Here is a 13,473-nt window from a genome sequence, read left to right as displayed (position 1 = left end):
GACCCCGTCCGGACATGACGATCGGCCGATCCGAAGTCGGATCAGCCGATCGAGGGGAGGCCTGGAATGGGCTCGGAGCTACGCGCTCTTCTGCTGGCCGCGACGCGCGCGGAGGTAGGACAGCCGCTCTTCGAGCAGTTCCTCCAGCTCGTCGCGCGAGCGACGTTCGAGCAACATGTCCCAGTGGCTCCTCGGGATCTTCACATCGCCGCGGTCGACGACCACCGGCTGTGAGTCGACGAGCAGGACAGCCTCGGCACCGCAGTGCCGGCACTCCCACAGCTCGGGGACTTCCGCATCGGCGGCGAACGTCATCGTGGTCTCGCGCTCACAACTCTGGCACCGGTAGGTGTGGTTGCTCCGCGCCGAGAATATGACGCCCTCTTCCGTTTGTAGACTCTGGGCGCCCAAGCGCATTCCGCGCAAACTGCGATCTGCCATTGTGTGGTCTCCTCTCGCTCGGCATGCACAGTTATAAACCCACAAGCTGGGTAAAGTGTTCCGTTCACCCACCCGGCTCCCAGGTCACGCCCAGCTCGCAGCTGGCGGATGGCGACGGCTCCGGGTGGACGTCGCTCAGCGCGAGCGCAGGACCTCGAAGGCGAGGTCGCACCGGTCGGTGACGAGACCGTCGACACCGAGATCGAGCAGGCGGCGCATGTCGGCCGGATCGTTGACGGTCCAGACGTGCACCTCGACGCCGAGGGCGTGCATCCGGCGCAGGAGTCGTCTGGTCAGGAGGGGGACGCCGCGATACCGCTCGGGGATCTGGAGGGCGTGCACACCGTCCAGTGCCCGGCGGAGCGCCGTGTCGCCGCGGCGGAGGGCGACTGTCGGCAGCACCCGGAGCAGGATCGCCGCCGACGCCGAGGTGGGGATGTCCGCCGATCCGGCGTCGCCGCCGATCGCGTCCAGCACCGCCGACCGCCGACCCTCGTCGAACGAGGTGACGAGGACCCGGTCGCGCGCGCCGGCACGGAGGATGGCCTCGGCAGCCGGCAGTGCTGCGGCCGCATCCTTCACGTCCAGGTTGAAGCGCGCCTCGGGGAAGGCCATGAGCGCCTCGTGGAGCGTCGGGACGTGGTCACCGCCGAGGTCGATCTGCTGGAGGTCCGCCAGGTCCAGCTCGGCGATCGGCCTCGGATCGCCGGTGATCCGTCGCAACGACGCGTCGTGGAACAGGACCGCATGCCCGTCGCGCGTTCGGTGCGTGTCGGTCTCGAGAGCGTCGGCGCCCGTGGCGAGGGCCCGACGGAAGGAGGACAGCGTGTTCTCCGGAACACCGGGACCGGCCAGCCCCCGGTGCGCGAACACCCGAGGACCGGCCGGCTGGAAGAAGGGGAGGCTCGATGCCGCCACCGTGTGCTCAGGACTCCGGGTGGCCGGGTACCTGCGTCGACGCCGAGGCCGACGGCGCCTGGGACGATGACGTCGACGGCGTGAAGGGCGGTGCGGCGGCGGCCGCGGCAGCAGACCGAGCGGCAGCCGCGGGGTCGCGCGTGTTGCCGGGTCCGAACGCGGAGCCGATGCCCTTGAGTGCTTCCGTCAGCTCACTCGGGATCACCCAGAGCTTGTTGGCCTGACCTTCGGCGAGCTTCGGGAGCATCTGCAGGTACTGGTACCCGAGGAGCTTCTCGTCCGGGTCGCCGTCGTGGATGGCCTTGAAGACCGTCTGGATGGCCGAGGCCTCACCCTGCGCCCGCAGGACGGCGGCCTGCGCGTCACCCTCGGCGCGGAGGATCTCCGCCTGTCGGGCACCCTCCGCGGTCAGGATCGCGGACTGCTTGGTTCCCTCCGCGGTCAGGATGAGCGCTCGGCGATCCCGCTCGGCGCGCATCTGCTTCTCCATCGAGTCCTGGATCGAGAGCGGCGGGTCGATCGCCTTGAGCTCGACGCGGCCGACGCGGATGCCCCACTTGCCGGTCGCCTCGTCGAGGACGATCCGGAGCTTGCTGTTGATCTCGTCCCGGCTGGTGAGCGCCTCCTCGAGATTCAAGCCACCGACGACGTTCCTGAGGGTCGTCGTCGTGAGCTGCTCGACGGCACCCAGGTAGTTCGCGATCTCATAGGTGGCCGCACGAGCGTCGGTGACCTGGAAGTAGACGACCGTGTCGATCGAGACGACGAGGTTGTCCTCGGTGATCACCGGCTGGGGCGGGAACGACACGACGGTCTCGCGGAGGTCGATGAGCGGCCGCAGGCGGTCGATGAAGGGGATGAGGAGGTTCAAGCCCGGCAGGAGGGTCTTGTGGTACTTCCCGAGCCGTTCGACCACGCCTGCACTGGCCTGCGGGATGATGCGGATGGAGCGGAACAGCACCACCAGCACGAAGATGACGACGATGGCGGCAATCACCCAGCCGATGATCGCTCCTGATGAGATGTCGTTCACGACTGCTCCTTCTGCTCGCCCGACGGGGTCGGGTGGGTTGGGACGGGGACGACGACGGCGGTGGCGCCGTCGACGACGGACAGGATGATGCGGGTGCCTGGCTCCAGCGAGGAGGCGGGGGAGTCCAGGGGGGTGCGGGCGGTCCAGACCTCGCCGTTGCCGAGCTTGACCTGGCCGCCGTGCGGGGTGACCGTGGACATGACGAGCCCTGGCATGCCGAGCAGCGCGTCGATGTTGCTCCTGGCCGGGTCCGCGCCGCGTTGCAACGCTCGGAGCAGGGGCGGCCTGACGGCGAGGAGCAGGAGGACGGCGGCGGCCGCGGCGATGAGCAGCTGCAACCACCACGGGGCTCCGACCAGGCCGGAGAGCAACCCGACGACGCCTCCGAGCGCGAGCATCAGGAAGGTGAACTCCAGCGAAAGGATCTCGATGATGACGAACACGAGGATCACCACCAGCCAGGCGATCCAGGCGTACTCGGTGATGACGTCCATGATGTGGATTCCTCCCGGATCGGCTCGTGCGACTGCCGCCTCGTGACCCGGGGGAGCGCGAGACGGTGCGCCGGTCGTCAGCAACGCTATCAGGTGGACCGTGCGCGCGACCGGATCCGTCCGTCCGGTTGTTGGTAGGGTCGTTGGCTGGAACCAGCCGCCGACGAGCGGCCCCAGAACTGAAGGAGCCCTCCCGTGACGAACCCTCTGGCCGCCGGATCCCTCGCCGGGAAGAACGTCCTCGTGACGGGCTCGTCGCGCGGCATCGGCGCAGACACCATCCGATACTTCGCCGGCGCCGGCGCGAACGTGGTCATCAACTACCGCAACAAGGAGGCGCGCGCCGTCAAGCTCGCCGACGAGGTGCGGGCGCTCGGTGTGCAGGCGGTCGTCGTCGGAGCCGACCTCACGGACCCGGCCTCGGTCGCCGCGATGTTCGCGACGACGAAAGCCGAGCTGGGCGACCTCGACGTCCTGGTCCTGAACGCCTCCGGAGGCATGGAGAGCGGCATGGCCGAGGACTACGCCATGCAGCTCAACCGTGACGCCCAGGTGAGCGTGGTCGAGCACGCCATGCCGCTGCTGCGCCCGGGCTCACGGATCGTCTTCGTCACGAGCCACCAGGCGCACTTCATCCGGACCACCCCGACGATGCCCGAGTACGTGCCCGTCGCAACCTCCAAGCGAGCCGGTGAGGACGCCCTCCGCGCCAAGCAGGACACCTTCGACGCTGCCGGGGTCGACTTCGTCGTCGTGTCGGGCGACATGATCGAGGGGACCATCACCGCGACCCTGCTGGAACGCGCGAACCCTGGTGCGATCAGCTCGCGCAAGGAGTCGGCCGGACGTCTCTACAACGTCGGCGAGTTCGCTGCGGAGGTCGCCGCAGCCGCGGTGGAGCCGATCCCCGCGCAGCACACCCGGTACGTCGGCGACACGAGCGACTTCATCGCCGAATAGTCGACACCCATCGCACGACGGACGCCCGGGCTCACGAGAGCCCGGGCGTCCTGCGTGTTCCGGCCGTGTTCAGCCGGCGAGCCCGGCCCGCTTCACCTGCTTACCGAAGGTGACCGCCTGGATGATCTCGACGACGCCGGCGGCGATAAGGAAGAACGCAGTGACGAGCAGCAGCGTGAAGGCGGCGAGGAGCGGATTCGCGAGCACGAACACGCCGGCGACGACACTGATCACCCCGTAGAGGACCGTGATCCACCGCGACACGTCCGGTGCTGCGTCGAACAGTGAGGCGACGCCTTCGACGATCCAGGAGAGGCCGATCACGAAGACGAGCGCGCCGATACCGAGCAACGGGTCGATGACGATGTAGACGCCTGCCGCGAGGAGCAGCACGCCGAACACGATGGTGAGGACCCTCCAGAGTCCACCGTGCTCCCGCGCGAGGACGCCGCGAACGATGCGGGCGATCCCGGCGATGAGGAAGTAGATCGCGAAGATCCAGGCGACGGCGACGAGCGAAGCCTTCGGCGCGAGCAGCAGGAAGACTCCGAGGAGGATGGTGAGGACACCGCCGACGGCGAACGCCCAACGGACGCCGGAGATCTGCCCGGCGGTGAGTTTCGCCGCATTCAAGGTGTAGGTGGTCACGGGTTCGGTCATGGTCGGCTCCTGACAGGTGGACGGTGCGGTGGCGCCTCCGAGCGATCGGACCGCCTGCCATCAGTGTGACGCATCCGTACAGGGTTTTCCCAGCATGACCTCGGAAGTCACCTCGACGGCCGCCTTCGTCGGTCGGACGCCGACCGAGCACGGCGGCTACGCTGATCGCCATGGACGCCGCATCGCATGACACCCGGGTCGCCGACACCCACGACGTGATCCGGGTCAAGGGCGCCCGTGAGCACAATCTCCGAAACGTCGACGTCGAGCTCCCGAAGCGTCGCCTGACGGTCTTCACCGGTGTGTCCGGCTCGGGGAAGAGCTCGCTCGTGTTCGGGACGATCGCGGCCGAGTCCCAGCGCATGATCAACGAGACCTACAGCGCCTTCGTCCAGGGCTTCATGCCGTCGCAGGCACGCCCGGACGTCGACGTGCTCGAAGGCCTCACCACGGCGATCATCGTCGATCAGGAGCGGATGGGCTCGAACTCGCGGTCGACGGTCGGCACGGCGACCGACGCGAACACCATGTTGCGCATCCTCTTCAGTCGGCTCGGAGACCCGGCCATCGGATCGCCGCAGGCGTTCTCCTTCAACGTCGCCTCGATCAGCGGCGCCGGAGCGGTGACCATCGAGCGTGGGGGACAGAGCACGAAGGAGCGGCGGAGCTTCTCGATCACCGGCGGGATGTGCCCGCAGTGCGAGGGCATGGGCACGGTGAACGACATCGACCGCTCCCAGCTCTACGACGCCACGAAGTCGCTCAACGAGGGCGCGCTCACCATCCCCGGCTACACGCCGGACGGGTGGGGTGTGCGCATCTTCACCGGGTCCGGCTTCCTCGACGCGGACAAACCCATCCAGGACTACACGGAGCGCGAGCTCCACGACTTCCTCCACAAGGAGCCTGTGAAGGTCAAGGTCGGCGACATCAACATGACCTACGAGGGTCTGATCCCGAAGGTGCAGAAGTCCTTCCTCTCGAAGGATCGTGAGGCGATGCAGCCACACATCCGCGCCTTCGTGGACCGTGCCGTCACCTTCACCACCTGTCCCGCGTGCCAGGGGACCCGTCTGAGCGAGGGCGCACGGAGCTCCCGTATCGCCGGACGGAACATCGCGGAGCTGTGCGCGATGCAGATCAGCGACCTCGCGGCGTGGGTCCGGGGGCTCGACGAGCCGTCGGTGCGGCCGCTGCTGACGGTCCTCCAGGAGACCTTGGACTCCTTCGTCGCCATCGGGCTGGGGTACCTGTCCCTCGACCGTGCCACCGGTACCCTCTCGGGTGGCGAAGCACAGCGGACCAAGATGATCCGCCATCTCGGATCGTCACTCACCGATGTGACGTATGTCTTCGACGAGCCGACCGTCGGACTGCACCCCCACGACATCCAGCGGATGAACGAACTCCTCCTGCGACTCCGCGACAAAGGCAACACCGTCCTCGTCGTGGAACACAAACCGGAGACGATCACGATCGCCGACCACGTCGTCGACCTCGGCCCCGGAGCCGGCAGGAGCGGGGGACAGGTGATGTTCGAGGGGACGGTCGACGGTCTGCGGGCCAGCGACACCCTCACCGGACGCCACCTCGACGACCGGGCGGCACTGAAGCCGGATGTACGTCGTCCGACGGGGGTCATCGAGGTCCGCGGAGCAGATCGGCACAACCTCCAGGGCGTCGACGTCGACGTACCACTGGGCGTCCTGGTGGTCGTCACGGGCGTCGCCGGATCAGGGAAGAGCTCCCTCATCCACGGTTCGATCGCCGGACGTCCGGGCGTCGTGACGGTGGACCAGAGTCCGATCCGCGGCTCGCGTCGCAGCAACCCGGCGACCTACACCGGCCTGCTCGAGCCCATCCGCAAGGCGTTCGCGAAGGCGAACGGTGTGAAGCCCGCGCTGTTCAGCTCGAACTCGGCCGGAGCCTGCCCGAACTGCAACGGTGCCGGTGTCGTCTTCACCGATCTCGGTGTCATGGCGAGCGTCTCGGCCGTCTGCGAGGTATGCGAGGGCCGCCGCTTCGACGCTTCCGTTCTGGAATATCACTTGGGGGAGCGGGACATCAGTGACGTGCTCGCCATGTCCGTGACAGAGGCCGAGGCGTTCTTCGACGAGGGGCCGGCCCGGACGCCCGCCGCACACGCGATCCTGGCCCGACTCGCGGATGTCGGACTGGGGTACCTCAGCCTCGGCCAGCCGTTGACGACCCTGTCGGGCGGTGAACGCCAGCGGCTCAAGCTGGCGACGCAGATGGCCGACGCCGGCGACGTCTACATCCTGGACGAGCCGACGACGGGCCTGCACCTCGCCGACGTGGAACAGCTGCTCGGGTTGCTCGACCGCCTGGTGGACTCGGGCAAGTCGGTGATCGTCATCGAGCACCATCAGGCGGTGATGGCTCACGCGGACTGGATCGTCGATCTGGGGCCCGGCGCGGGTCACGACGGCGGGCGCCTGGTGTTCGCCGGGACGCCCGGAGCACTCATCGAAGCGCGATCGACCCTGACTGCAGAACATCTGGCGCGGTACGTGGGCGCCTGACGCAGGCTGACCGTCAAAGCGATTTCCGGTTCGGTGATCCGTGACCTGGTGAGCTGATCCGACCCCGCTCGCGGCGGGCTGGAAAGAGCTGATAATGCGCATTATGTCAACTCAGTGATCCAGGGCCCTCCTTCCATCTCCGGCTCGTGCGGTGTCCGCGTGGACGGGTACGCCGAACCGCCACGCCGGTTTCCGGACGGTAATCCCTGGTTCACCAGGCTAGAATTCCTAGAGCGTTCACTCTAGAGCGCACGCTCTAGGAACCAGGAAGGCGCTCATGCCCCGTGTAGTGGACCAGCAGCGCTTCACGGAACGACAGACCGTGATCCTCGCCGCGGCATACCGGTGCTTCGCCGCCCAGGGATTCGAAGGCACCACGACGGCCGACGTCTGCCGAGCGGCTCGTGTCTCCTCCGGAACCCTGTTCCACTATTTCCCGACGAAGATCGACATCCTGCTCACCCTGCTCCGAGCCAGTGCCGCGTGGACCGAGGAACACCTCCACCGCGCCACGCGCACCGGCCGCGGGAAGCCGGCCCTTGCGAGTTACCTCACGGCACTCGACCGCGAGCACGACGCCGAGCGTCAGGCGGGATTCGCCCGAGCGGTCCACGGTGCCGCACACCTCCCCGAGGTGAGAGCCGTCCTCGTCGAGGAGGCGGAGCTCGTCGACCGCTTCCTCCTGGAGCACATCACCGAAGCGGTGCGCACCCGAGCCGCACGCACGGATGTCCCACCGGAGCGCCTGGCCCGATGGACACGATGGATCATCGACGGCGAGGCCGTCGACGATGACGAGCAGCGGCCCGCCGGCCGCCTGAGCGTCGCCGTCCGATCGCTCCTCGATCTGGGGTGACCCGGCAGGACCCCACGCGTCGTCAGGCGGGCGGAGCCTGTCGGTCCGGGTCCTCTTCCCACAGGGGCATCCCGAATTCGTTGACCGGGATGGACGACTCCGCCGGGTCCGGCAGTCGATCCTGCGTCGGACAGGTCATGAAGTGATCGTGGTCCGAGGACCGATCGAAGGTGTGCTCGGCGAGCGGATGGCCGCAGACCGTGCAGGGGCGGTCATCGGTGTCCGACGTCTTCGTCTGTTCATCCATGGGGGTGATGCTACGCCGCCGCTCCCCCACCGCCCACCCGGTTGCGTCGACACGCACGAGGTGCTCCGCCCGGCGTCGACGGAGCTGACCTCACGCCTCACCGAAGCCGGACTCGATGAGCGACGTGAGCGCCTGGACGGCGTCTTCGGCATCGACCCCGTCGGCCTGCAGATGCACCTCGGCGCCCTTCACGAGGCCGAGCGACATGATCCCGAGCAGACTCTTCGCGTCCTTGCCGTTCACGACGACGTTCGCCGCGAACCTGCTGGCGGACCGCACGAACTCTGCAGCGGGTCTGGCATGGAGACCGTCCTTGTTGCGCAGCCTCACCGTCGCTGCGGCGTGGGGCGTGTCCGTCGGCCCGGCCGTCACCGATCCGGTCTCCGTCCTCGGGGCGTCCATGTCCGGTCGGCCGGCGGCGGACCGGGCGGCCGCGACGACCTCGTCGAGCGACCGACCGGTCTGGGCGGCGACGGCCGCGGCGACGCCTCCCTCCACGAGCGGGGCGTCCACGATGCGGACTCGCGCGCGAACAGCGTCGTCGAGGAAGTCGAGCGCGGTCTCGGCCGTCAGGATCGCCGAGCCGAGGTCGCACAGGACCACGACGCCGGCTCCGGCATCGACGGCGGTGATCCCGGCGGAGACCAGCGCGAAGCTGGTGCCGATCCCACCGTCGTCGGTGCCTCCGGCCGCTGCCAGAGCGGCGTCTGGGGCCATCTGGCGGGCCACGTCGACGAGTCCCTCAGCGATCAGCGCGCTGTGGGAGACGAAGACGAGTCCGACGGGTCCGCCGCTCATGCAGTCTCCCCCGATGCCGCCGCCGAAGCCGCACCGAGCAGGTACGCGGTCGACTGCGCGCCGGGATCGCGATGGCCGATCGCACGCTCACCGAGGTAGCTTGCGCGCCCCTTCCGCGCCACGAGCGGTTCGGTCGACACGGCACCGGCCTGGGCCGCCGTAGCGGCGGCAGCGAGGACGCCGTCCGGGGTCTCCCCCGCGGCGGCGGCGTCCGCGGCAGTGTCGACGGCCGGTGTCCAGGCGTCGACCATGGTCTTGTCGCCGGTCGTCGCCTTGCCTCGGAGCACGATCCCGTCGCGCGCCGCCGTCAGCAAGGCGACCACGGCGTCCGCATCCAACTCGGCCTTCCCCGCCACGGCGATCGACGCTTTCAGCAGTGCCGTGCCGTACAGCGGTCCGCTGGCGCCGCCGACCGTGGAGATGAGCGTCGTCGCCGCGAGCTTCAGGATGTCCGAGGGCGTCGCGTCGGCCGGCTGCCCGTCCAGTTTCCCGAGGACCGCAGAGAACCCCCGGTCGAGGTTCTCACCGTGGTCCCCGTCGCCGATGTCGCGGTCGAGCGTGATGAGCTCCACGCGGCGCTCCGAGATCACCGCAGCACTCCCCCGCATCCAGGCGATCGCCCAGGCTCCATCCAGTGCCATCCGTCTACCGTCCCCACCGGAGCGCGGCGGTCTGCACCGGCGCGTCCCACAATTCGGTCAATTCGTCGTCGAGTTTCAGGAGGGTGATCGACACCCCCTGCATCTCGAGGCTCGTCGTGTAGTTGCCGACCAACGATCGGGCGACCTCGATCCCCCGCTCCGCGAGGGCTTCGGCGACGCGGCGGTACACGATGAAGAGTTCGAGCTGCGGCGTCCCGCCCATGCCGTTCACGAGGACGAGCGCCCGTTCACCCGGCGCATACGGCAGATCCTCGAGGATGGCGCCGAGCAACCGGTCGACGATACGGTCCGCCGGTTCCAACGGGATACGTTCGCGACCCGGCTCGCCGTGGATGCCGATGCCGATCTCGATCTCGTCGTCGGCGAGGGTGAAACTGGGCTCACCGGCGTGCGGGACGACGCAAGGGGTGAGAGCGACACCCATCGTGCGCGTCCGCGCGTTGACCTTGAGGGCGACCTCGGCGACCTCGTCGAGCCCTCCCCCGGCCTCTGCCCGGGCACCCGCGATCTTCTCCACCAGGACGGTCCCGGCGACGCCGCGGCGTCCGGCGGTGTAGAGCGAGTCCTTGACGGCGACGTCGTCGTCGATGACGACCGATCGCACCTCGATCCCCTCGGCCAGCGCGAGGTCGGCCGCGGTCTCGAAGTTGAGCACGTCCCCCGTGTAGTTCTTCACGATGTGGAGCACCCCGGCGCCCCCGTCCACGGCCTTGGTCGCGGCGACGATCGGGTCGGGCGTCGGTGAGGTGAAGACCGGCCCGGGCACCGCCGCGTCGAGCATGCCGAACCCGACGAATCCGCCGTGGAGGGGCTCATGTCCGCTCCCTCCGCCGCTCACGATCCCGACCTTCCCGGCGACCGGCGCGTCCGCGCGCGTGATGAACACGGGGTCGAGGGACACGGAGACGAGATCGGCGTGCGCGGCTCCGAAGCCGGCCACCGCCTCAGCGACGACGTCCTTCGGATCATTGATGAGCTTCTTCATTGAATCCTCCTGCAAGATCGGTTCGGGACCGCCGGCCGGGTGCGCCGGCATCGGGTCTCAACCTACGCGCTGGGCCGCGCCGCCGGTAGGGCCCGGTCGGGCGTGGTCGCGGCGTCGATCAGCGCGAACCGAGGGCGCGGGTCGCCTCGACCCAGGCGTCGAGTCTGGCCGTCGCCGCGCCGGAGTCGATCGCGCCCGCCGCGGACAGCAACGCGGCGGCGAACCGGTCGAGGATCGGCCGTTGGGCCTGCGTCGGATCCTCGGAGAGTTCGAACGCCACGATCCCGGCGGCCGCGTTCAACAGCACGATGTCGCGGACCGGGCCCTCCTCGCCGGCGAGGGTCGCCCGGACGACACCGGCGTTGTGCTGAGCGTCGCCGCCGATCAGGTCGTCGATCGTCGCGCGCCGGATACCCAGCTCGCGCGGATCGAGGTCGTGTTCGGTGACGGCACCGCGCGTGACCTCCCACAGGTGACTGTGTCCCGTCGTGGTGAGCTCGTCGAGACCGTCGTCGCCACGGAAGACGAGCGCGGTGGCTCCGCGCGTCTGGAACACCCCGACGAACAGCGGGATCCGGTCGGCATGCGCCACGCCGACGGCGGAGGCCTCCGGTCGAGCAGGATTGACGAGCGGGCCGAGGAAGTTGAAGACGGTCGGAACGCCGAGCTCCGCGCGCACCGCGCCGGCGTGGCGGAAGCCCGGGTGGAAGGCGGCGGCGTAGGCGAAGGTGATGCCCGTGGATGCGAGCACCTCCCCCACCAGTTCCGTCGGCAAGGCCAGGTCGACGCCGAGGGCGGACAACACGTCACTCGAGCCGGAGGCAGAACTCGCGGCGCGGTTGCCGTGCTTGATGACGGGGATGCCGGTCGCCGCAGCGACGATGGAAGCCGTGGTCGAGATGTTCACCGTCCCGAACCGGTCGCCGCCGGTTCCCACGATGTCGAGCGCGCGGGACGGTGCGACGAGCGGCATCGCGTGGTCGAGGATCGCGTCACGGAACCCGACGATCTCGTCGACCGTCTCCCCCTTCCTCCGCAGTGCGATGAGGAATCCGGCGAGCTGGGCGTCGGTGACCTGCCCCGTCATGATGCGTTCCATGGCCCACGTGGACTCGGACACGCTGAGATCGGTTCCGGCGAGCAGGTCGCCGATGAGCGTCGGCCAGGTCGTGAGAGGCATGACGACGATCTTACAAGCGCGACCCGCCGTGGCCCGGGGCGCTCCACCCGGCGAGGATCACATGAATTCCGCAGCAGAACCGAAGATCCCGGTCAGGAAATAAGGATAGCCTTACTGCTCCGTACGCCATCGTCGCCCCCGAAATGCGAAAAACCGCTCGCGCTATCGGCCATAATGGAGGGGTGACGAGCACCTCAATCAACCTCGCGCCGAGCGCGCCCCGGATCAACCGACCGAACACGGTCGCCGTTGGAACGATCGTCTGGCTGGGCAGCGAGGTCATGTTCTTCGCCGGCCTCTTCGCGATCTACTTCACGCTGCGATCGATGGCTCCCGAGCTGTGGGCGGCCGAAGCCGGCCGCTTGAACGTCCCGTATTCGACGATCAACACGATCATCCTCGTGTCCTCGTCGTTCACGTGCCAGTTCGGCGTCTTCGCGGCAGAACGCATGCAGCCCCGCATGACGGGCTGGAGCCCACGCAAGTGGGGCATGGTCGAGTGGTTCTTCCTCACCTACGCCCTGGGCGCCGTCTTCGTCGCCGGCCAGGTGCTCGAGTACGCCACGCTCGTCAGCGAGGGCATCTCCCTCAGCTCGAACGCGTACGGCTCGGCGTTCTACCTCACCACCGGCTTCCACGGCCTGCACGTGACCGGCGGCCTGATCGCTTTCCTCCTCGTGATCGGCCGCGCCTTCGCGGTCAAGCGATTCGGCCACAAGGAGGCGACGAGCGCCATCGTCGTCTCGTACTACTGGCACTTCGTCGACGTCGTGTGGATCGGCCTCTACTTCGTCATCTACATCCTGCGCTAACCCGGAATGACTGACTCCATGAAGACTGACCCCACCCAGCCGACGGCCACCAAGTCGTCCAAGAAGACCGCTCGCGCGAACCGCAAGAGCGGTCGCCGCAGCCCCTTCGCCTCGGCAGCACTCCTCGCGATCGGCCTGCTCGTGACCGGCGGAGCGTACGCGGCCGTCAGCGTCAGCACGGCCAGCGCCGAGCCCGTCGCCGCCGCGAAGTCGCAGGCCTCGGTCGACGAGGGCGAGAAGCTGTTCTCGGCCAACTGCGCCACCTGCCACGGACTCGACATGCAGGGCACGACCGCCGGACCGAGCCTGCTCGGCGTCGGCGCTGCCGCGGTCGACTTCCAGGTCGGTACGGGTCGCATGCCGTTGCAGAACCAGGGCCCGCAGGCTCCCGAGAAGCCCGTGCAGTTCACCGAGGAGCAGATCTCCTCGCTGGCCGCGTACGTCGCCTCAGTGGCCCCCGGCCCGGAGATCCCCGACGAGCAGTACCTCGACGCCGCCGGCGACTCCTCCAACGGAGCACAGCTCTTCCGGATCAACTGCGCCATGTGCCACAACGTCGCTGCAGCCGGTGGCGCCCTGACCGAGGGCAAGTACGCTCCCTCGCTCGTGGGCGTTAGCGAAGCCCACATCTACGAGGCCATGGTCACCGGCCCGCAGAACATGCCGGTCTTCAACGACATGAACCTCTCCCCCGAGGACAAGCGCGACATCATCACCGCGCTCAAGTTCATGGAGGCCAACCCGTCACCGGGCGGTAACGACCTCGGCTCGCTCGGCCCCGTCTCCGAGGGCTTGTTCCTCTGGATCTTCGGCCTCGGCTCGATCGTCGCCCTCACCGTCTGGATCACCGCGAAGTCGAACTGACCGACGCGGATCGACAACAC

15 protein-coding genes are annotated in these 13,473 nt (G+C 68.6%); 5 read left to right on the top strand and 10 right to left on the bottom strand.

The genetic code is table 11. The features are described from left to right. Positions 1 to 78 precede the first annotated feature (78 nt). The 4 genes from ASE44_RS03055 to ASE44_RS03040 all read right to left on the bottom strand — a co-directional run bounded on the left by ASE44_RS03055 (position 79) and on the right by ASE44_RS03040 (position 2,886). Complete coding sequence (locus ASE44_RS03055) at positions 79 to 441, bottom strand: RNA polymerase-binding protein RbpA (RefSeq protein WP_056005533.1); 363 nt, start codon at positions 439 to 441, stop codon at positions 79 to 81. 135 nt (positions 442 to 576) lie between these two features. After that, positions 577 to 1,359 (bottom strand): glycerophosphodiester phosphodiesterase family protein, encoded by a 783-nt coding sequence (locus ASE44_RS03050; protein WP_056777365.1) that lies wholly within the window; start codon positions 1,357 to 1,359, stop codon positions 577 to 579. A gap of 7 nt (positions 1,360 to 1,366) precedes the next feature. Beyond that, the gene (locus ASE44_RS03045) at positions 1,367 to 2,392 is read right to left on the bottom strand and encodes an SPFH domain-containing protein (RefSeq protein WP_056777362.1); all 1,026 of its coding nucleotides are present in this window, start codon (positions 2,390 to 2,392) and stop codon (positions 1,367 to 1,369) included. Next, complete coding sequence (locus tag ASE44_RS03040) at positions 2,389 to 2,886, bottom strand: NfeD family protein (protein WP_056777361.1); 498 nt, start codon at positions 2,884 to 2,886, stop codon at positions 2,389 to 2,391. The genes ASE44_RS03045 and ASE44_RS03040 overlap by 4 nt, the downstream gene beginning before the upstream one ends. A gap of 195 nt (positions 2,887 to 3,081) precedes the next feature. Between ASE44_RS03040 and ASE44_RS03035 the strand changes: the two genes are divergently transcribed. Further along, entirely contained in the window at positions 3,082 to 3,846 is a 765-nt protein-coding gene (locus tag ASE44_RS03035) for an SDR family oxidoreductase (RefSeq protein ID WP_056005521.1), read from the top strand. 69 nt (positions 3,847 to 3,915) lie between these two features. On the opposite strand, the gene ASE44_RS03030 is transcribed toward ASE44_RS03035, so the two are convergent. Beyond that, positions 3,916 to 4,506 carry an HdeD family acid-resistance protein gene (locus ASE44_RS03030; protein ID WP_056777358.1) on the bottom strand — a complete coding sequence of 197 codons (591 nt, stop codon included), beginning with the start codon at positions 4,504 to 4,506 and terminating at the stop codon, positions 3,916 to 3,918. A 170-nt stretch (positions 4,507 to 4,676) separates the two neighbouring features. On the opposite strand from ASE44_RS03030, the gene ASE44_RS03025 reads away from it, so the two are divergent. Both ASE44_RS03025 and ASE44_RS03020 read left to right on the top strand, forming a co-directional pair. Next, on the top strand, positions 4,677 to 7,049 hold the full coding sequence (locus ASE44_RS03025; RefSeq protein WP_056777356.1) for an excinuclease ABC subunit UvrA: 2,373 nt from the start codon (positions 4,677 to 4,679) through the stop codon (positions 7,047 to 7,049). 277 nt (positions 7,050 to 7,326) lie between these two features. Beyond that, positions 7,327 to 7,905: a TetR/AcrR family transcriptional regulator gene (locus ASE44_RS03020; protein WP_082455742.1), complete on the top strand. Its 579-nt coding sequence runs from the start codon at positions 7,327 to 7,329 to the stop codon at positions 7,903 to 7,905. 22 nt (positions 7,906 to 7,927) lie between these two features. Here the strand turns inward: ASE44_RS03020 and ASE44_RS03015 are convergent, their stop codons facing one another. From ASE44_RS03015 to trpD, 5 genes are all read right to left on the bottom strand, one after another. Beyond that, on the bottom strand, positions 7,928 to 8,152 hold the full coding sequence (locus tag ASE44_RS03015) for a hypothetical protein (RefSeq protein WP_056005509.1): 225 nt from the start codon (positions 8,150 to 8,152) through the stop codon (positions 7,928 to 7,930). A 90-nt stretch (positions 8,153 to 8,242) separates the two neighbouring features. Beyond that, positions 8,243 to 8,950: a dihydroxyacetone kinase phosphoryl donor subunit DhaM gene (gene dhaM, locus ASE44_RS03010; protein ID WP_056777352.1), complete on the bottom strand. Its 708-nt coding sequence runs from the start codon at positions 8,948 to 8,950 to the stop codon at positions 8,243 to 8,245. After that, positions 8,947 to 9,591: a dihydroxyacetone kinase subunit DhaL gene (gene dhaL / locus ASE44_RS03005; protein ID WP_056777349.1), complete on the bottom strand. Its 645-nt coding sequence runs from the start codon at positions 9,589 to 9,591 to the stop codon at positions 8,947 to 8,949. Before dhaL ends, dhaM begins: the two co-directional genes overlap by 4 nt. 4 nt (positions 9,592 to 9,595) lie before the next feature. Further along, on the bottom strand, positions 9,596 to 10,597 hold the full coding sequence (gene dhaK, locus ASE44_RS03000; RefSeq protein WP_056005499.1) for a dihydroxyacetone kinase subunit DhaK: 1,002 nt from the start codon (positions 10,595 to 10,597) through the stop codon (positions 9,596 to 9,598). 118 nt (positions 10,598 to 10,715) lie between these two features. Then, entirely contained in the window at positions 10,716 to 11,777 is a 1,062-nt protein-coding gene (trpD, locus tag ASE44_RS02995) for an anthranilate phosphoribosyltransferase (protein WP_056005495.1), read from the bottom strand. A gap of 143 nt (positions 11,778 to 11,920) precedes the next feature. On the opposite strand from trpD, the gene ASE44_RS02990 reads away from it, so the two are divergent. Then, positions 11,921 to 12,589, top strand: a complete 669-nt coding sequence (locus tag ASE44_RS02990) for a heme-copper oxidase subunit III (protein WP_082455740.1) — start codon at positions 11,921 to 11,923, stop codon at positions 12,587 to 12,589. Between the two features lie 18 nt (positions 12,590 to 12,607). Then, the gene (locus ASE44_RS02985; protein ID WP_056005492.1) at positions 12,608 to 13,453 is read left to right on the top strand and encodes a cytochrome c; all 846 of its coding nucleotides are present in this window, start codon (positions 12,608 to 12,610) and stop codon (positions 13,451 to 13,453) included. Positions 13,454 to 13,473: the final 20 nt, after the last annotated feature.

It is taken from the genome of Plantibacter sp. Leaf1 (assembly GCF_001421315.1).
In the GTDB taxonomy this organism is placed as follows: domain Bacteria; phylum Actinomycetota; class Actinomycetes; order Actinomycetales; family Microbacteriaceae; genus Plantibacter.
The sequence above is the reverse complement of the archived record's forward strand: the minus strand, read 5'-3'. Positions and strand labels throughout refer to the sequence as shown.

Bases quoted from the DNA above. Each gene is read 5' to 3' on its own strand.
- ASE44_RS03055 (WP_056005533.1), bottom strand. From the start codon at position 441: ATGGCAGATCGCAGTTTGCGCGGAATGCGCTTGGGCGCCCAGAGTCTA.
- ASE44_RS03040 (WP_056777361.1), bottom strand. From the start codon at position 2,886: ATGGACGTCATCACCGAGTACGCCTGGATCGCCTGGCTGGTGGTGATC.
- ASE44_RS03030 (WP_056777358.1), bottom strand. From the start codon at position 4,506: ATGACCGAACCCGTGACCACCTACACCTTGAATGCGGCGAAACTCACC.
- ASE44_RS03025 (WP_056777356.1), top strand. From the start codon at position 4,677: ATGGACGCCGCATCGCATGACACCCGGGTCGCCGACACCCACGACGTG.
- ASE44_RS03020 (WP_082455742.1), top strand. From the start codon at position 7,327: ATGCCCCGTGTAGTGGACCAGCAGCGCTTCACGGAACGACAGACCGTG.
- ASE44_RS03015 (WP_056005509.1), bottom strand. From the start codon at position 8,152: ATGGATGAACAGACGAAGACGTCGGACACCGATGACCGCCCCTGCACG.
- dhaM (WP_056777352.1), bottom strand. From the start codon at position 8,950: ATGAGCGGCGGACCCGTCGGACTCGTCTTCGTCTCCCACAGCGCGCTG.
- dhaL (WP_056777349.1), bottom strand. From the start codon at position 9,591: ATGGCACTGGATGGAGCCTGGGCGATCGCCTGGATGCGGGGGAGTGCT.
- dhaK (WP_056005499.1), bottom strand. From the start codon at position 10,597: ATGAAGAAGCTCATCAATGATCCGAAGGACGTCGTCGCTGAGGCGGTG.
- trpD (WP_056005495.1), bottom strand. From the start codon at position 11,777: ATGCCTCTCACGACCTGGCCGACGCTCATCGGCGACCTGCTCGCCGGA.
- ASE44_RS02990 (WP_082455740.1), top strand. From the start codon at position 11,921: ATGCGAAAAACCGCTCGCGCTATCGGCCATAATGGAGGGGTGACGAGC.
- ASE44_RS02985 (WP_056005492.1), top strand. From the start codon at position 12,608: ATGAAGACTGACCCCACCCAGCCGACGGCCACCAAGTCGTCCAAGAAG.